24 protein-coding genes and 1 pseudogene are annotated in these 18,167 nt (G+C 29.2%); 19 read left to right on the forward strand and 6 right to left on the reverse strand.

Annotation, left to right across the window (positions count from 1 at the left end; genetic code table 11):
• Nucleotides 1-70: 70 nt before the first annotated feature.
• From FM071_RS06085 to FM071_RS06110, 6 genes are read right to left on the reverse strand one after another with little or no spacing between them, the layout of a single operon-like run.
• Nucleotides 71-430, reverse strand: coding sequence for a hypothetical protein (locus tag FM071_RS06085; RefSeq protein WP_193109851.1), 360 nt, complete (start codon nt 428-430; stop codon nt 71-73).
• 23 nt (nt 431-453) lie between these two features.
• A complete protein-coding gene (locus tag FM071_RS06090; protein ID WP_193109853.1) occupies nt 454-1,200 on the reverse strand; it encodes a hypothetical protein in 747 nt (248 codons plus the stop codon).
• An 11-nt stretch (nt 1,201-1,211) separates the two neighbouring features.
• Nucleotides 1,212-1,547, reverse strand: a complete 336-nt coding sequence (locus FM071_RS06095) for a hypothetical protein (RefSeq protein WP_193109854.1) — start codon at nt 1,545-1,547, stop codon at nt 1,212-1,214.
• Nucleotides 1,548-1,574: 27 nt separating this feature from the next.
• Nucleotides 1,575-1,835 (reverse strand): hypothetical protein, encoded by a 261-nt coding sequence (locus FM071_RS06100; protein WP_193109856.1) that lies wholly within the window; start codon nt 1,833-1,835, stop codon nt 1,575-1,577.
• 21 nt (nt 1,836-1,856) lie between these two features.
• The gene (locus FM071_RS06105) at nt 1,857-2,213 is read right to left on the reverse strand and encodes a gamma-glutamylcyclotransferase family protein (protein ID WP_193109858.1); all 357 of its coding nucleotides are present in this window, start codon (nt 2,211-2,213) and stop codon (nt 1,857-1,859) included.
• Nucleotides 2,213-2,500: a hypothetical protein gene (locus tag FM071_RS06110; RefSeq protein ID WP_193109860.1), complete on the reverse strand. Its 288-nt coding sequence runs from the start codon at nt 2,498-2,500 to the stop codon at nt 2,213-2,215. Before FM071_RS06110 ends, FM071_RS06105 begins: the two co-directional genes overlap by 1 nt.
• Nucleotides 2,501-2,660: 160 nt before the next feature.
• On the opposite strand from FM071_RS06110, the gene FM071_RS06115 reads away from it, so the two are divergent.
• From FM071_RS06115 to FM071_RS06205, 19 genes and pseudogenes are all read left to right on the forward strand, one after another.
• Complete coding sequence (locus FM071_RS06115) at nt 2,661-2,924, forward strand: helix-turn-helix domain-containing protein (protein WP_193109862.1); 264 nt, start codon at nt 2,661-2,663, stop codon at nt 2,922-2,924.
• A gap of 291 nt (nt 2,925-3,215) precedes the next feature.
• A complete protein-coding gene (locus FM071_RS06120; protein ID WP_193109863.1) occupies nt 3,216-5,321 on the forward strand; it encodes an AAA family ATPase in 2,106 nt (701 codons plus the stop codon).
• Complete coding sequence (locus tag FM071_RS06125; RefSeq protein ID WP_193109865.1) at nt 5,321-6,094, forward strand: FtsZ/tubulin family protein; 774 nt, start codon at nt 5,321-5,323, stop codon at nt 6,092-6,094. The genes FM071_RS06120 and FM071_RS06125 overlap by 1 nt, the downstream gene beginning before the upstream one ends.
• A gap of 83 nt (nt 6,095-6,177) precedes the next feature.
• Nucleotides 6,178-6,318, forward strand: a pseudogene (locus tag FM071_RS06130) (sigma factor-like helix-turn-helix DNA-binding protein); the annotation flags it as partial.
• Nucleotides 6,318-6,614, forward strand: coding sequence for a hypothetical protein (locus tag FM071_RS06135; protein WP_193109868.1), 297 nt, complete (start codon nt 6,318-6,320; stop codon nt 6,612-6,614). The pseudogene FM071_RS06130 and the gene FM071_RS06135, both read left to right, overlap by 1 nt.
• On the forward strand, nt 6,599-6,856 hold the full coding sequence (locus tag FM071_RS06140; protein ID WP_193109870.1) for a hypothetical protein: 258 nt from the start codon (nt 6,599-6,601) through the stop codon (nt 6,854-6,856). The genes FM071_RS06135 and FM071_RS06140 overlap by 16 nt, the downstream gene beginning before the upstream one ends.
• Before the next feature lie 211 nt (nt 6,857-7,067).
• Entirely contained in the window at nt 7,068-7,343 is a 276-nt protein-coding gene (locus tag FM071_RS06145; protein WP_193109872.1) for a hypothetical protein, read from the forward strand.
• Between the two features lie 83 nt (nt 7,344-7,426).
• Complete coding sequence (locus FM071_RS06150; protein ID WP_193109874.1) at nt 7,427-9,241, forward strand: DUF262 domain-containing protein; 1,815 nt, start codon at nt 7,427-7,429, stop codon at nt 9,239-9,241.
• A complete protein-coding gene (locus tag FM071_RS06155; protein WP_193109876.1) occupies nt 9,234-11,489 on the forward strand; it encodes a DUF262 domain-containing protein in 2,256 nt (751 codons plus the stop codon). Before FM071_RS06150 ends, FM071_RS06155 begins: the two co-directional genes overlap by 8 nt.
• On the forward strand, nt 11,476-12,966 hold the full coding sequence (locus tag FM071_RS06160) for a DUF2779 domain-containing protein (protein WP_193109878.1): 1,491 nt from the start codon (nt 11,476-11,478) through the stop codon (nt 12,964-12,966). The genes FM071_RS06155 and FM071_RS06160 overlap by 14 nt, the downstream gene beginning before the upstream one ends.
• Entirely contained in the window at nt 12,956-13,459 is a 504-nt protein-coding gene (locus FM071_RS06165) for a GNAT family N-acetyltransferase (protein WP_193109880.1), read from the forward strand. Before FM071_RS06160 ends, FM071_RS06165 begins: the two co-directional genes overlap by 11 nt.
• A gap of 1 nt (nt 13,460) precedes the next feature.
• Nucleotides 13,461-14,177, forward strand: coding sequence for a hypothetical protein (locus FM071_RS06170; RefSeq protein ID WP_193109882.1), 717 nt, complete (start codon nt 13,461-13,463; stop codon nt 14,175-14,177).
• Between the two features lie 22 nt (nt 14,178-14,199).
• Complete coding sequence (locus tag FM071_RS06175; RefSeq protein ID WP_193109884.1) at nt 14,200-14,751, forward strand: macro domain-containing protein; 552 nt, start codon at nt 14,200-14,202, stop codon at nt 14,749-14,751.
• Nucleotides 14,752-14,753: 2 nt separating this feature from the next.
• On the forward strand, nt 14,754-15,689 hold the full coding sequence (locus FM071_RS06180; protein ID WP_193109885.1) for a helix-turn-helix transcriptional regulator: 936 nt from the start codon (nt 14,754-14,756) through the stop codon (nt 15,687-15,689).
• A 127-nt stretch (nt 15,690-15,816) separates the two neighbouring features.
• Entirely contained in the window at nt 15,817-15,969 is a 153-nt protein-coding gene (locus FM071_RS06185; protein ID WP_193109887.1) for a hypothetical protein, read from the forward strand.
• Nucleotides 15,941-16,552, forward strand: a complete 612-nt coding sequence (locus FM071_RS06190; protein WP_193109889.1) for a Fic/DOC family protein — start codon at nt 15,941-15,943, stop codon at nt 16,550-16,552. Before FM071_RS06185 ends, FM071_RS06190 begins: the two co-directional genes overlap by 29 nt.
• A 105-nt stretch (nt 16,553-16,657) precedes the next feature.
• Nucleotides 16,658-16,909 carry a hypothetical protein gene (locus FM071_RS06195; protein ID WP_193109890.1) on the forward strand — a complete coding sequence of 84 codons (252 nt, stop codon included), beginning with the start codon at nt 16,658-16,660 and terminating at the stop codon, nt 16,907-16,909.
• 11 nt (nt 16,910-16,920) lie between these two features.
• A complete protein-coding gene (locus FM071_RS06200; RefSeq protein WP_226960598.1) occupies nt 16,921-17,151 on the forward strand; it encodes a type II toxin-antitoxin system RelE/ParE family toxin in 231 nt (76 codons plus the stop codon).
• Between the two features lie 247 nt (nt 17,152-17,398).
• Nucleotides 17,399-18,130, forward strand: coding sequence for a GNAT family N-acetyltransferase (locus FM071_RS06205; protein WP_193109892.1), 732 nt, complete (start codon nt 17,399-17,401; stop codon nt 18,128-18,130).
• Nucleotides 18,131-18,167 lie beyond the last annotated feature (37 nt).

The following is an 18,167-nucleotide window of genomic DNA, read 5'->3' on the forward strand; positions in this document are numbered from 1 at the left end:
TAAACATCTTTCATTTTGATTACTTGGTGCCTAAAGAGAGCAGCCATAAGCTCTTGAGCATAAAGATTCATCATTGCGTATATCTGCTTGTATAAAATGGAGATTTTTCCCTCTCAATATCACAAACAACCTCTACCTCATACTGTTGCAGATATTTCTCAAATTGTTGCATAAGTACCTCTTTTATGATATCTTTAATATCTCCAGCATGTGAGCGACCAACCATTTTCGCCCTTTGAGCTACCTCTTCATAACATTCATCACCATGCTTTTGCAAAAATCTATTGAAATAGAGTGAAAAAATTTCAAATGTAACTTTATCTGAATCATTAAGATGACTTCTTATACATAAAGCTATCCCCTTTTTATTTTCACTATACAAAAAAGCAATATCTGCATGACTCAGACCAAATTCATCTAATAAGTTCATACCAAACCTTTATATAATTTTGTTCAATCTTCAAAAAGTTTTCTTTTCCAATAAATATGTTCAGGAACTTGTTTAATATGTGAAAATGCTTGTTTTCTTTTTAATCTATACAACTCCTCTTTTGTAGGTATATCCTCATTATAATATTCATCTCTAATAAATTTTGTTTCATATACTCCATCTTTAATTCTCACAGACACCATACCGTTATTTTTCACTTCTTTTTCTATCATTTGCAATCTTTTAAGTGCTTCTTTTCTTAATTCTTCTTTTGTTGCATTGCTATCTGTTCCACCTATAAAGTCCCAAAACCATTTAGCTGGCATTGTAGGATTATTTGAGTATGTTATATATCCATACATTGCATATTGTTTGCATCCTATATCATAAAAACAAATGATTTTTTCACCGGGAAGCACAAAGTATCCCTTGCTTTTAAGTTGTTTTTCTGCTCGCTTTAGCCTTTTTTGCTTAAGCTCTAACTCATATTTTTTTTGCTTTTCTTGATCTTTAGAATCATTATATGCAGTAATAGAAATTACAAAAGCTATCAACACTAGTATTGTTTTATAATATATTTTAATACCTGAAAATAATTTTGGTAGCCAAACATGTATATTAGTTAAGATATATACAGCAGGTACAACAACCATTATAAGAAACACAACTTCCCATCCAAAATCTACAAACCAAAAGTGATGTGAAAGCTGTTTTGTCTCATATAAAATTAAACCAGCAATTATCTCATATAGTACAACTTGTCGAATCATTAAAAAGCCTATCAGTATTGCTTCATCATACTTGAATCAATGCTACACAAATGGTCTTTAATTAAGTTAAACTCTTCATCTATGCCTTTAAATACTTGCGTTAAACTTTCAATAAATATATCATGCGATTCATGCATTGAATCACTTAATTTTTGAAAATTATTTAATGCATTATTATCTAAGGTCACCATATCCTTTTTTACATCTTTATAGTAAAGACCAACATTTGGGTAAATTGCATCAATCCTTTGATTGGTATCTTCTAACCTATCAAATAAATAAAGCATTTTTCTATCTAGTTCTTCAATTTTTCCCAATATCAAATCTAATTTTTCATTTTGATCCATTATCTTCTCCCTCTGCTTTTTAAAAGTTTAATTTTCAGACTTTAACGGTAAATCACCTCTATCAACTTTCACAAGATACATATACATATCTAAACCATCTCTATTGGTATGCAATTTTTCCAAACACTCTATAGAGTCATCTTTATCTAAATTTGGATTTTGTGTTACATAAATATCCATGTTGGCATCAAACATATACTGCTTTAAAAGTGCATTTTCCATATCCTCTTTATCTTCATAAAGTGAATCAAATTGATTCTCAAAATACTCAAGTGTGATTGTTTGCATTGTTAGTCCTTTGTGTTAGTTTTACTCAAAACTTTTTAATAGTTCCAAGTTTGTATAGTTAATTTTTTCATTGACAAAGTAAGTGATGGCTTGAAGTTCTATGCCAAGTGATTTGACAGCTATTTGATGCCGAGTATAAAGATCTGGATACCCCTCTAATATATCAAGCATCGCCAATTTTTCTGCATCTATTTTATAAACCTCTCCCTCTATATAATGCCCATTTCCCTTGGCATCAATTAAATAAGGAAAATACTCTTCAACATTGACCATAGGATATTTATATTTTGTAGTGGCATTACATACAAACTCCATATCTTCTAAAAGATAATGATTGTGAAATCCACTTTTAAGCGTCCCATACACAAAAAGACACATCAGTAATCATCTTCCTCATCTTCTAAACCACCCAATTCATAAGCATAGCTTTGATAATCATCATAAAGAAAGATATATTCAAAGTTACCAAGATGATTCTTTTGATACTCTACAATAGGAGCATTTATTTCTACCCCATCATCTTGATTATCATACTCCTCGGCATCAACAATTATTGCATAGTATTCATTCTCTTCTAAGTCTATCTCATCAGCACTCAAATTAGATGAGAATACTTCATATTTTCCATCTATATCTCTTGCATAAGCACACTGCACATTAAGCATTTTTATTCCTAATATTTTATTTTTACATCAAAACTATTGTAACTTATATATTAATTTATAGACAAAAATATTGCAATTTGCAAAATATTACTAACTATAGTTAGTTGATGAAAGATTCTAATGAAAATATACTTATGGTAAGTTTAACTATAGGTATGCAATGAAAGAGAATACATCCATCACTGATGAAAAAGTGCTTCAAATTTATAAGATAATTGGTGATAATGTTAAGCGAATAAGAAAAGAGAAAAATGTATCTCAAATGCAATTGGCACTTGCCATAGGGCATAAGGCTGTTGGCACTGTATCTATGGCGGAACTCTGTATCAATAATAAACATTTTAACATTGAACACCTTGTAAAAATTGCAGATGTTTTAGAGGTGGAATTAGCAGATTTTTTTCATGGCATAGATCTAAAATAAGCAAATATAGTAATATAGCTAGGTTAATCAAAGTCCCACATCTATAAATTTATTACAGCAATTCTAAAAGCAAATGCAGTTTTATCTCCTTTTTAACTAACTAATTTTTCACTTCTCTCGCTAAAAATACTTCGTAAAGTATGTTAAATAGTAATTACTATGTTTCAAGTAGCGCTGATTATTATTTATATGGGAAACACGAATGTTGTTTTTGAGATAGTTTAAATATCCAGACATAAAGCTGTCAATCTAAAATCTTATACTTCTTCCATTAAATTAGAGGAGTTTAAGATGAGACGAAGAAAAAATAGTACAACATTAGAAGAGTTCGATAAAACACAACTTGTAGATAAGGAGCTAGTTGATAAAATTTCGTTATGGATCTTACGAATTATTTTTAATCTTGGTGGTGCTAGAGAGTTTATTGATAACAACAACCGTCTATATAGAGATAGTCTCGCTTATTTTCTTGAAGTTGGTGCATATGTTGATATGGATAGTGATGAGTATAAACGCAGTGATATTCTTGCAGTTCTTAAAAAAAATCATATAAAATTAGAAAAGCGAGTACGTTTTACAAGCTCAAAAATTCTTACAAAAAACATCCAACAAATCTCAAAGCTCATGAACCTTAACAGTGTAGAAGAACAGATACTTGAGTTTATTGTTTTGGTAAATCAATATGATGTACTTGATGATGCCACTGATTTATTAGGAAATAATTTAAACACTACTCAAGCAAAAAAAGCAATCGGTATTATTTTAGCTATTGACACTAAAGCGGTTAATGAAGCTTTTAAATCCACCTCTAAACTTGCCAAATCTTCAATAGTTACAATATCAAAATCATCCACTTTTCCTCTCGGTCATAAAATTGAAATCATCAGTGATGAGTTTGCTGATAATATGCTCAACTTGGATGAAGATATATCAGTTATGCTCAAAGAGTCTGTAAAACCTTGCGATATAAGCACACTGAAGCTTGAAGATTATGAGCATATCGAAAAAGATATAGATATTGTACTACCCTATTTAGATAATGCAATGAAGAATAAAAAAAATGGAGTAAATATTCTTCTCTATGGCTTGCCTGGAACAGGAAAAACAGAATTAGCAAAAACAATTTCAGAGACTCTACAAACAAAACTTTTTGAGATAAGCTATACAGACGAGGACGATGAAGCAATTGATGGGTATAAAAGACTTAAAGCCTATAAAACAGCACAATCACTTCTCAGTAACCAAAATATCTTACTTATGTATGATGAAGCTGAAGATATATTTGATAGTAGTGAGAGCCCCTTGTCTCCTAAAAGACAAGACAACAAGGCATGGCTCAATAGAATGCTTGAGACAAATACTATCCCTACTATCTGGATTACAAATAATATATATAGAATTGATAATGCAATGGTGAGAAGATTTGATTTTAGTATAGAGGTACCTATACCAAATAAATCTAAAAGAGCTAAAATCATTAAAAACTACTCTAATAATCTACTAGATGAGCAAAGTATAAAAGTGTTGGCAGAAAATGAAAACATTGCACCGGCTCTTATTACTCGTGCTACAAAAGTAGTTAGTAGTATAGATACAGATGACAAACCAAAAGCTTTCACACAAGTTTTAAATAACACTCTCAAAGCTCAAGGTTATAAAGAGATACAAGAGAAAATAGTAACTTTATTACCAAATGTATATGACCCTAAGTTTATCAATACAACTACTGATTTAGAAGTTTTAACGCAAGGTATCAAAGAACACCAAAATGCAAGACTATGTTTATATGGAGCTGCTGGAACTGGTAAGAGTGCATTTGGTAGATATATAGCTGAAACACTTAACAAGCCATTACTATTAAAAAAAGGTAGTGATTTAATTAGCATGTGGGTTGGTGGTACTGAAAAAAATATTGCAAAAGCATTCGCAGAAGCAAAAGAAGAAAAAGCTGTACTTGTATTTGATGAAGTAGATAGTTTTTTAGCTGATAGAACTGGGGCGAATCAGAGTTGGGAAGTGACACAAGTTAATGAGATGTTAGTTCAGATGGAAAACTTTGAGGGAATATTTATCGCTACTACCAACTTAATAGATAATCTCGATAAAGCAAGTTTAAGAAGGTTTGATTTGAAGTTAGAGTTTGATTTTTTAAAAGCTGAACAATCTTGGAAGATGTTTTTGTCTTACTGTAAAGATTTGAAGCTAGCACAACCATCGATTTCATTTAAAAGAGCTGTTGAGAGTTTAAAATATTTAACTCCGGGGGATTTTGCCGCAGTTACTCGACAAAATAGATTTAGACCTATCACAGATGTAAAAGATTTTATACAAAGGCTAGAAGATGAGATAGCTGTTAAAAATGTATCTAACGGAAATGTTATGGGGTTTTTAGCATAATGAGTTCAGCAATGATTTTATGTGTATCTGGAATATCTCTCATTATTGTTGTGTTTGGAATTTATGCCATTATTCAAAAAATGAAGTTTGCACTACAAAATAGAGCTGATGATATGGTGAATAAAATTCGCAAAGAGAATCAGACTCAAATAGAACATTTAGAAAAAAAACTTGATAAGTTTTATATCTCATGCAAGCTCGAAACACTTTGTTTTATAGGTATTGGTGGCGGTGGTTGTAATATTGTTGAAGATATATCGCAAATAGATAAATGGCATAAATTTATTCATATTAATAGTGATTTACAAGCATTACAATTGAAGACTTCAAAAGATAAGATTTTATTGGGATACGATAAAAAAGAGGGACTTGGTTGTGGTGGAGTTGCTGAATGTGGAGCACAACTTATCAATAGTAGTAGTAAAAAACAGCTCTTCAAATCCATAAAATCGTTTGAAAAAGTGTATGTAATTGCGACACTTGGAGGTGGTGTTGGTAGTGGTGCAACATCAGAAATAGTAGAGTATTTAAATTCATTAGATAAGGAAGTCTATGTCTTTGTAACAATGCCATTTAGCTTTGAAGGGAAAACAAGAAAATCTGTAGCACAGAGTGCATTGGGGAGTATCCAAAATGTTAGTAGCAATGTTACTATAATGAACAATGATGACTTAATCAAGAAAAATGCTGAAGAAGAGCTAGGGACAAGAGAAAATTTTAAACTCTCTTCACAAATAATTTATAAACAAATTGTGACTAGTTTTAGGTGTTGATATTTTTTGTTAATAGCGAGATTAAGCTTATTTACAATATATATTCACAAATGGAGGATTAAATGAAAAAAATAAAAAGCGGTGACTACACACTAGAAGAGATAGCAAAAATATTAGGTATTACAAGAGAACGAGTAAGACAGATAGAGACTCAAGCATTAAAAAAATTGAAGTCTCCTAATATTGGTAGAAAATTAAAAGATTATATATCAGGAGAATTGTAATGGAAATATTTGAAGCAACAGAATCAAATGCTAATGCTAATATAGACAAGAAAGAGCTATATACATATATAGATAATACGGAGTTTAGTGATGAAATAAAAGAAGCAATAAAAGGAATGCTTGGAGTAGTAATATCAAGTGGAGATAATGATATTAACCTTGATGTTGATGATTTAAAGATCATTATGGGACATGGAGGAGTTGCTTTTGTTGGTACTGGTGAATTTGAGGATGAAAACTCAGCAACCAAAGCAATAAAACTAGCAATTAGAAATTCATCATGGATTATGATTTGATTGATAAGATAGCAGGTGTGTTAATCCATTTTGTAGTTCACCCTGATTTACCTATTATGCAAATCGCTGAAGCTATGGAGATAATACACGAAAATGCTCACTATGAAGCTGACATCATTTGGGGAACAACAACTGATGAATCAGTAGGTGAGAACTATGTAAAAGCTACTATTTTGCTTGCAGGATTTGATAAAGATGTTTACAAAAATATTGTAGCCAACAATACAAACTACGAAAAATAAAAAACTTAATAAAAGCAGACATAAAGCTGTCATACAAAAAGAATAAACTCTTATATATAAAATATAGGAGTTGTTTATGCGGTTAAAATATGAAGTTGTTAAGGGCTTATGTTCGCTTATGAGGAGAGTGGATGTTAAGATTACAGAGACTAAAAATATCTCAGTAAATTTAAAAAGGCTAAGGTGGTCAGATAAGGAAATAAATTTAACTTTGAAAGACTATCAATATCATTTTACCGACTTTTGTAATACCCCAAATACATTACTTTTAGATGAAGTCATACATAAGTTAGATGAGCTAGTAAAATCAAAATCAAAAATAGCTGATTATGATGAGTTAAAGTCGGATATAGAGTGGTTAAAAGAGTATTATGAAGAAGAGTCTTGGAGTGATGTAACCAGATGGTTAACGAATATTGATAGTACACTTCGTGAGACATTTTCGCAGTATATGGAGATACTTAAGGGATTGAATAAGAAATGCTAAATATGGTTAATAATACAAAAAGTAACATTTTAGAATCTATTAGATAAAATGTATAACTAAGTAAAATGATAGGATATTTATCTATGGATTATAATGAGACTAAAAATTTAGACTTAAAAAGTATTGAAAAAGTTATTTATGAAAATAAAAAGGCTAGTAAGTTTTTTATACCTTCATATCAGAGGGGTTATCGATGGGATGATAGGCAAGTTTTAGATTTACTTGATGATATTGATGAGTTCGCACATAAAATAAAGACACAAAATGAATTTTATTGTCTTCAACCAATTGTTCTTAGATATGATGATGAAAATACCCATTATAAAGTCATTGATGGACAACAGAGACTTACAACAATTTACATCATCTTAAAATATCTTCAAGAGAGTAGTAAAAGATTTAACGATATAAAAAAAGAATTAAATAATAATGATGAAGTAAAAGATATTTTTGAATTTTGTGATATTGAAGATTTTGAGGTACAAGAGCCTTACTCAATAGAGTATGAAACCCGAACAAATAGTCAAGATTTCTTAAACAATAAATTGACAGAAAAGATAAATGATTCAAATCCAGATTATTATCATATGTCAAAAGCATATCAAACAACAAAAGAGTGGTTTAAAACCAAAAATAAAAAATTGTTTTTAGATACTCTTATGAAAAATACTAAATTTATTTGGTATGAAGTTGACTGCAAAAATGATAAAGAAGAGATAGAGATATTTAGTCGCTTAAATATAGGAAAAATAGGACTTACAAATGCCGAGCTCATTAAAGCAATGCTTCTTTTACCAATAAAAGACTATAAAGAACAAATTGAATTTTCATCAGTTTGGGACAATATCGAACAAACTTTGCAAAAGAATGATTTTTGGTATTTTCTTAGTAATGATTCAAAAAGTGAAACAGCAATTGATTTGATATTTACTGCTCTAGCTCAAAAGTATCAAAAAATCTACAATAAAATAATAGAAGAAAAATATAAAAATCATGAAGATGAACAAAAAAACCAAAAACTAAATTTTAAAATCACCGAAGATAAATATGCATATTATATTTTCGCACATATTTTAAAAACCGATTTTAAATCAGAAAATAAAATTTGGAAAGAGTCGCAAGAACTTTATAGATCTTTTTTAAATTGGTATAACGATAGAGAGATTTATCATAAAGTTGCTTATTTAATTCATTTTAAACATAGTCTTTTGAGTTTGTATGAGAAATATGAGGATAAAACAAAAGATGAGTTTAAAATTGAGTTAAACGAGTTGATTGAAAAAGGTATTCCAAACATTAATTTAATGACTTTAAGATATGGAGAAAAAGGTGTTCATAAAATGTTGCTTTTGTTTAATATAGAAACAATACTAAAAAATAAAAACTCCAATGTACGATTTGACTTTTTTCATTTTAAATTTAAAGATTGGGATATTGAACATATTGCTTCACAAACTGATAATATAAATCAAGAAGAATGGATAAAAACAGTTTATAAATATATAGGAAATAGAGAAATTAATAAAGATAAAATAAATAAGATAAAAAAGAATTTTGATAAGTTTACTTTATTAGTTAAAAAGATGTTAAATATTAAAGAACCAACTGATGAGAACAAAGATAGTATAGGTAACTTGACTCTACTGGATAGCAAAACAAATCGTAGCTATGGTAATGCATTTTTTCCCGTAAAAAGAACAATAATTATTGATCAAGATAGTAATGGGAATTTTATCCCTGTTTGTACAAAAAATGTATTTTTAAAACAATATAGTAGTAAGTTGTCAAATATGATGAATTGGACAGACGATGATGTAGAAAACTATAGGAATGAAATTCTTAATTTACTACAAAAATATAGTGTTAAATGCGAATTAGAGGATGTAGAAAATGATTGAATTACAAAATAAAAAATATACTTTTTGGGAATTACTTAACGAAGTTGGTATAAAAATTCCAATTATTCAAAGAGATTATGCTCAAGGAAGAGAAAATAAACAAGCTCAAGATATTAGGGAAAATTTTTTAAATAATTTATTGGAAGTTCTAAATAGTGAAACAAAAATAGATTTAGATTTTGTATATGGAACTGTAAAAGATGGTTACTTGATACTATTAGATGGACAGCAAAGATTAACAACCCTTTTTTTACTTCATTATTTTTTAGTACTTAAAGATGAAAAACTAAATGAAGATACAAAAAAAATACTCACAAAGTTTACTTACGAAACAAGACTATCTTCAAGAGAATTTATTAAATTACTAATAAATAACACAGTCAATTTAAAAGAAGAAGAAATCTCTACCACAATTAAAAATCAAACTTGGTTTTTTAGTGATTGGGAAAATGACCCAACTATTAAAAGTATGCTTAAAATGCTTGATAGTGTGCAAGATAAATTTAAAAATGAGAAGGGATTATTTGAAAAACTAATTTCAAAAAAACACAAACAAATTACTTTTTCTTTTTTACCATTAGATGAATTTAAACTTACTGATGAACTATATATTAAAATGAATGCAAGAGGTAAGCCTCTCTCAGAATTTGAGAATTTTAAATCAAATTTTGAAAAATTTTTAAATAATGAAGAAAAAAAAGCAAAACTTGATAATGAATGGTATGATATTTTTTGGAACCTTAGAAAAGAAAAGGATGAAGATAGTCCAGCACAAAGAGCAGATGAGTTATTTTTAAACTTTTTCAAAAATATTACAGCTTTTTATAGTAAAGAGTTCAATAGAGTTGATATTTTTAAGTTTATATATACAGAAAAAATCGATGATATATGTAAAGTATTAGATTGTTTAACATCCTACCAAGACAATCATACAGATGAAATAAGACGAGATTTAAACATTCTTCAGAATTTTCTCAAAAATCCAAAAGATATCAGTTATGCTGAAAGATTAAAATTTTATATGCTTATGGTGTTTTTCTTGAAAAAAGGATTACCAAGTGAATCTCAAGAGACCTTTAAAAGCTGGGCTAGAGTTAATATAAACATAATTCATAATATAGCATACGACAATATAAAGGATTTTGAAAATAGTATAAAGTTTATTAATAATTTAGGTGAACATATTGATAATTTATATGAATTTCTATCTGAAAACGACTTTGGAGATAATATATCAGAGCAATTAAAAGAAGAAATTGAAAAAGCAACTATTATTGAGGATGAAAAACATCAGCATGATTGGGAAAAAGATTTCTTAAATGCAGAAAATCATAATTATCTTGATGGTGAAGTCAAATTTCTAATTAAAATATCCGCAGAAAATGAAATAAGTGAAGATAATTTTAAAAAATATATGGAGAAATTTCAAGCCTTATGGGAGTTTGCAAGTGTTAAAGAAGATAAAAAAGAAAATGAGATGTTGCTTCATAGAGCACTTCTCACTTTTGGAAACTATCTTCCACATAAAAAAAATAGCAATAAATATACTTTTGGAAGTTTTGGTTTAGGACTCAGGGAGAAAAACGAAAACTGGAGGAGGATTTTTGAAAAAGAAGAATTTAAAAAATTATTGGATGAATTAAATTATGAGGATATAAAACAAGAGCTTACAAGTATTATTAATAGTTTTGAATTTAATTGTAATGATTGGAGAAGTTATTTTATAAATCCAAATAAAAAGTGGACACCAATATCATATGCAAATTATTATCATATACAAATTAATAATAATGCTATCTTTTTAAATAATGGTTGGAGTAGTAGCAAGGCAACTGGATGGGGTTGGAGTCGAGTTTACGAAATGCATAGTATATACTTATTACAACATATTCAAGAAAAATTAAATAGCCTAGAACCTTTTTTGGAAATTTATCCACATCCAAGCAGTGATATAAAGGAAACATATCCTCATATAGCTATAAAAAATTGGAAAAATAAAGATAATTATAGTTTTGAGATTAATATAATATATAATGAAAAATATATTATTGAATTTTTTGAAAAAAATAATAAACAAATACCAAATAAAATTATGGATACATTAAAAACTTTTGACATAGATAATGAAACATACGATATTACGGTCTATAAAAATGAGGAATTTGAACTTTGCAAGCAAAATGATTTAGTTGTATTTTTAGAAAATTTGTTAAAAACATTGAAAGCTATTAACATTGATACTCTCTAAATCCCTATACATAAGAGGCTTACAATGTCACAAGTCACTATGGTTATATAAAAATAAACAAGAACTGAGAGATACTCCAAACAATCAAACAGAATCGAGCTTTAATACTGGGTATGATGTTGGAAAGTTAGCAAAAGAGCTATTTCCTGATGGTGTTGAAATAGAATTTGATAGCAATAATTTCAATGGAATGATTGAAAAAACTAAAGAGCTTATATCTAACGGAACAGAAGTAATTTATGAAGCAACATTCAAAGAAGATGGTATCTTTGCAATGGCTGATATTTTAGTCAAAAATGGAAATGCTTGGGATATTTATGAAGTAAAAGCTAGTACACATGTAAAAGAGTATCACATCAATGACACTTTAATCCAATGGTATGCACTCTCTAAGGCTATAAATCTAAATCGTGCCTATGTAGTCCATATTAACAATAAGTATGTAAGAAATGGTGAACTAAATATAAAAGAGTTATTTGGCATTGATGATATTACAGATATAGTTTTAGAAAAACAAGATGATATAAAGCCACAACTTTTAGAGATAGAAGAGATGTTAAAAGGTGACATACCTGATATAGACATTGGTAAACATTGTAGTGACCCTCATGGATGTGATTTTATCTCTCATTGTTGGCAACATATACCTAAGAAAAATTCAGTATTTGATATATCGTATGCTACGGGTAAGCAATGGAAACTTTACTATCAAGGTATCCTTAGTATAGATGATATTCCAAGTAATTTTCATCTTGGTAAAAATGCCACTTTACAAATAAAACATCATAAATCTCAAGAGATAAAAATAGACAAACCAAAGATTAAAGAGTTCTTAGACACGATCGAATACCCGATAAACTTCTTCGACTTTGAAACTTTTCAAAATGCTATTCCACGATTTGACAACCAAAGACCTTATGCACAAATGCCTTTTCAGTATTCGTTACATATCTTACATGAAGATGGAACACTAGAGCATAAGGAGTTTTTGGGAGATGAAAATAGCGACCCAAGGAGACCATTATCTGAGCAGATGTTAAGAGACATTACACCAACTGGTTCAATTATAGCTTTTAATCAATCGTTTGAGATAACACAGATTAAAAACTTGGCACAAGTGTGTTCAGATATTAGTGATGAACTGTTGGCTTTAAATGAGAGGTTTATAGACCTTGCACACCCATTCCAATACAAACACTACTACCATCCAAAATTTAACGGTAAATACTCTATAAAGATTGTTTTACCAACACTTTTCCCAAATGATGATGAACTAGATTATAAAAAGCTTGGCTCTATTCAAAATGGTGGCGATGCTATGGATACTTTTGCTAACCTTTATTTGCTAAAAGATAAAAGCCAATTAGCTGAGATAAAGAAAGATTTATTGGCTTATTGTAGGCTTGATACTTTGGCTATGGTTCGGATTTGGGAGCAGTTGCAGCAGTTAATTAAGGAAGGAAGTAATGACAAGTAGTAAGTTTATAATCAAACCTTTGACTGTTGAAACTATAAATCAGACAGTTATACTTAGAGATAAAATTTTTTCTGATTTAAAAAGTTACGAAAAAGAAACACTACAAGCAAGTTTAGATAAAAATAACTATGAAGAATGCTGGAAGAAAAATGAATTAACAAGTATGCAGTATTTTATAATGCTAGATACGACTAAAGACAAGGTAATGGGTTTAACTGGTATTTATAACGAAGCGGAAGACACTAGCGATATGTGTTGGCTTGGTTGGTTTTGTATTGATAAAGAGTATAGAGGACAAGGATTAAGTAAAAAATTGTTAAATTTTTCTATTGATAGGGCGAAAGAGTTAAATAAAAAATACTTACATCTTTATACATATGATTCAAGAGAATATATTCCTGCGATGAAACTGTATGAAAAGTATCATTTTACTATCTATGATAGAGATGAAAGAGATATTTATTACAAATTAGATTTGAAAAAAAAAGCTTAAAATGAGTAATTTAAATAAAATGATCAAAATAAAAGATAATGAATATGATTTTAGTAGCATTGCAGAATTGTTATTAAATAATTCAATATTAAAAATTGCAGAAGAATCGTTTTATATAACAGAAATAGAATTTTATTTTTACAGCAATAATCATAGTAACTGTTCCATACACAAAAGTGAGTATCAGCTTTTTTCAAATACATGGTATGTTCATACCAAAGGCAGAGGTGGTCTCGATATTACATTTGGGAATAAAGATAAAAAAGAATTTGGTGGTATTTTAATAAGAGGTATTAAATCTGTTACTACAAATCAATACATTGATGGACCAACTAATGTTTTAAAGCATATATTGAAAATTTTAGATTTAGAAAGAAAAGAGTTACAACCTTTATTATTAGGTATAAATACTTCAATTATAAAGATAATTAAAAATGACAATAAAGATAATTTTTTATTTCAAGGACCAAGAATTGGACTTGTTCAAGAGCATAATGAATATTTAGTTTCTCCGTATAGGTATATAATTGATGCAACGACTAATCATAAATTTAAAGAAAAAAGTAATGTCTATTGTTATAGTATGAAACTAAATGAAAATCAAAAATCTTGTATTGAAGATGAATTTTCATATAAATTAGATACAGCTAAATATATAGCATCCTTGGATAAGAAGAATAGTAGAAATAAAATGATTATAAATTTTTTAGAAAGTTAATTTAAAAAGAGGTACAGTTAATATGCCATATTCAATAGTTGTAAAACAAGGGAACCTACTAAATGAAGAAACAGATTTTATTGTCAATGCTTCAAATACTAAGCTGATACTTGGTAGTGGTGTTTCTATGGCTTTTAAAAGACACTGTGGCATTGAATTACAAAACGAGATGAACAGTGTCCTGAAATATATTAAAGGCGGTTTGATACAAGGAGATGTTGTTGCTACATCATCTGGCGGAGCTAATAATTTTAAATACTCGTTGCATGTTGCAGTAATGAATTACAACAAAGGGGTGAAACATAATGAGAAAAAGCCAACAATAGATATTATTAAAAAAGCTTTACAAAATATAGAAAATTATCTCTTTTGGTATGCAAAAAATAAATCAGACACTATGAAACTTGTTTTACCACTAATGGGTTGTGGTGTTGGTGAACTGGATAAAACTGATGTTATACACCTTTATAAAAACTTCTTTCAGAGGCATATAGATATGGATTGTGAAGTTGTGATTTATGGATATAGCTTTGAAGATTATAATCAAATAAGAAAAATATTAGAGGAAAAATAAAAATGGCATATAAACACGACTATGATAAGATATTAACCAGATTAACAGTAATTTTATCAAAGCTAAATGATGGTGAAGCACTCTCTGTCAAAGAGCTTGCAAAAGAGTTTAATACAAGTGAAAGAACAATACAGCGTGATTTCAACGAACGTCTTGCTTCTTTTCCCATCTATCAAGAGAAGAAAAAATGGAAGATGCAAGAGGGCTATAAAATAGAGAAGACTCAATCTCTGGAAGATGAGATAGTCCTTGATATAATGGAAAAGATTACTGAGGGGATAGGTGGAAAGTTCTCAACAAAAGCCCATAAGCTCCTCTCAAAAATTAAAAACGAAGATTTTAATCCTATTTATACTAAACTCAACATAGAAGATATTAGTGATAAGTTTGGTGATATACAAGTTTTAGAGACTGCAATTCGAGAAAAAAAGGAATTGCAATGCTTTTATAGCAATGAAAAACATGAACTATACACTACTACTATTCAACCTTTAAAAATAGTCAATTTTGAAGGATTCTGGTATCTTATAGCACTTCAAGATGATATTTTAAAAAAATACTACCTCAAAAATATATCTCAGCCTAAATTGTTAGAAGTAACTTTTGAACCAGAAGATGAACTTGAGAAACTACTAGATAATTCTCTCTCAATCTGGTTTCAAAGAGATAATGAACCATTTGAAGTAAAACTCTATGCAGATAAGTTGGCGACAAAGTATTTTAAGCGACGACCTCTACCAACTCAAAAGATAGATTCACTCAACAGTGATGATACTATGGAATTTAGCGTTACTATAACACATGAAATGGAAATACTTCCTATTGTAAAGTATTGGATACCTCGACTTTATATTCTTGCTCCTCAATGGATAAAAGAGATGGTTGAAGATGATTTGCAAGAGTATTTAGAGGCAAGCCGTTTTATAATAGAAGATTAAAATGAGAAGATGTTGATTATGATTGTAAGACTGTTGTCAAACCAAACATAAAACAAATCAAAGTCCCACATTATTTACAACAACACTATTTTTGGTATAATATGCACAAATATATGGAGTATATATAATGAGTAAAAATCCTGTTAATAAAAAAATTATCTCTAGAATTGTAACAATCTCTCAAGCAATTGAAGGTTATTCAACTCCAAACAATTCAGTGATTAAAAAAGCTCAATCACTTAGAGAAAAATATGACATCAAAGTATCAGTTAGTAGATAATAAATTCTATTATGAGGACAGCGATGTTCCAATCAATAAATTTGACATTAAAGATACTCAAACTATCCACGAAATAGAAAAAGAGCTCTTAGAAGAAGCATATACTGTCTTTTTCAATGAACTTGACGAAAAGACTCGTTTTGATGAAGCGTATTTGATTTCACTCCATAAAAGAACATTTGAATCACTCTATGAATGGGCTGGATTATATAGAGATTTTAATATGATAAAAGGTGAATCCAGATTTTGTCAAGGAGAGTTTGTTAAAAGTTCTTCTCAAAAAATATTTGAAGAACTTAAATCCGATAACTATCTTAAAAATTATGAGTCTCATCCAAAATCAGAATTTGCTAAAAAGCTGGCTTATTATAAATGTGAGCTTAATGCTCTACACCCATTTTATGAATTAAATGGTAGAATAACACGAATGTTTATAGATATGATAGCCGCCTACAATGGATATAAATTCATAGATTATTCACAAATCTCTCCAAAAGAGTATATAGATTCAGCTATTGAATGTGTGCAGTTTGCAGATACAGTAAAGTTAGAAAAAATAATTTTTAATGGTTTATCTAAATAAATCTTAGGTAGCTAGGTTAATCAAAGTCCCACATCCTGCTAATAGCAATTTATGAGTATCTCTAAATATGTTATACGTATGATAAAGAAGAGGAGATAGTTACAGATGCAAGTATCTTTAAATATTCAAGATGATGTTTATCAAAAGCTTAAAAGTGCTGGTATTGATATGCAATCAAAGATTAATGAATACCTTCTAAATTTGATCGATAAAAAAGATGATTATTTGAACTCTGAGCAATATCAAGAAGAAAAGGCTTACTTTCAAGAGGCTTTAGAAGATATTGAAAGTGGAAAAACCAAGCCACTCTCACATACAGAAGTATGGAGTGAAATAGAACAGCATACTCGTAAGTAAACATACAAATTATCTATCAGCCAAAATTTATAAACTCTTTTAACAACATTTGGGACTACATTGCTCAAGATAGCAAGAATAGAGCAAATAAATTTAAAAGAGAGATAAAAAAATTAATTGAAGATATACAAGATATGCCTTATAAATGTAGAAAATCCATTTATTTTGATGATGACAACATCAGAGGTTTAATTTTTAAAGGATATACTATAGTTTATAAAGTGAATGAAAGTAAAGAATAAATAACTATAATAGGTATTAAGAAATATAAGGCTGAGTTGTATGTAGTTGATTTTTTAGGGGTATATATAGGGGTATATTTTCAATATACACTTATTAAAATACCTAAAATAGGGGAACTTTTAATCCCTCTACCCCATCCATAACTTATAAATTTCCATAATCAACAATATTATTTAAACTTAGAACTCATTATCTCCATGTAAGATGCTATTTGCTACAATTTATAAATAACTATCTGGACATCACTTGCAAGAGCAAATATACAAACTCTCTTTAGATCAACTCGACGATGCTACACTTTTTAAAGAAATCGTAAAAAACATAAAAGTGAACTATTACTGGAGTGATGAGTGGAATGATGCTCTTTATATCAAGTTAGCTCAATTAGGCTTTATAAGCACCTCCTATGATACTTTAGAAGGTCTTGTTCTGCTGCCTGAGATACAGTTTGAGTACGGAGTCCTGGATTTTGACAAATTACACATTTCATCCAAAGTGCGAAAGCTCATTGCAAAAGATGAATTCACACTTTCTTTCAATAACAACTTCGATGCAGTACTCCATAACATCCAAAAGCAGCATCAGCGATACAACTGGTTAAAAGGTGACTATCTCACCTTGATGAAAAATATGCACCGCAATCACAACTCATATGACAATTTTCGCCTGCATTCTATAGAACTTGTCTCACGCGTGACAAAAGAACTCATAGCAGGAGAGATAGGTTATGTAATTGGAACTACATACACCAGCCTTAGCGGTTTCAGTTCAAGAGAAAAAAGATATAATAACTGCGGAAAACTCCAACTTGTTTTATTAGCACAACAGCTACAGAAAGAAGGCTTTGCTTTTTGGAATATGGGTCATCCGCATATGGAGTATAAAAAGCGGCTCGGGACGACTGTTCTCTCAAGAGAAACATTTCTCAAACGCTGGGGAGATGCTGCAAACAAAAACTTAAAGGATTTATATGAATGATGCAACAGATATGACAACACTTACTATCAGAATAGGA

The organism is Sulfurimonas paralvinellae (assembly GCF_014905135.1).
Lineage (GTDB): Bacteria > Campylobacterota > Campylobacteria > Campylobacterales > Sulfurimonadaceae > Sulfurimonas > Sulfurimonas paralvinellae.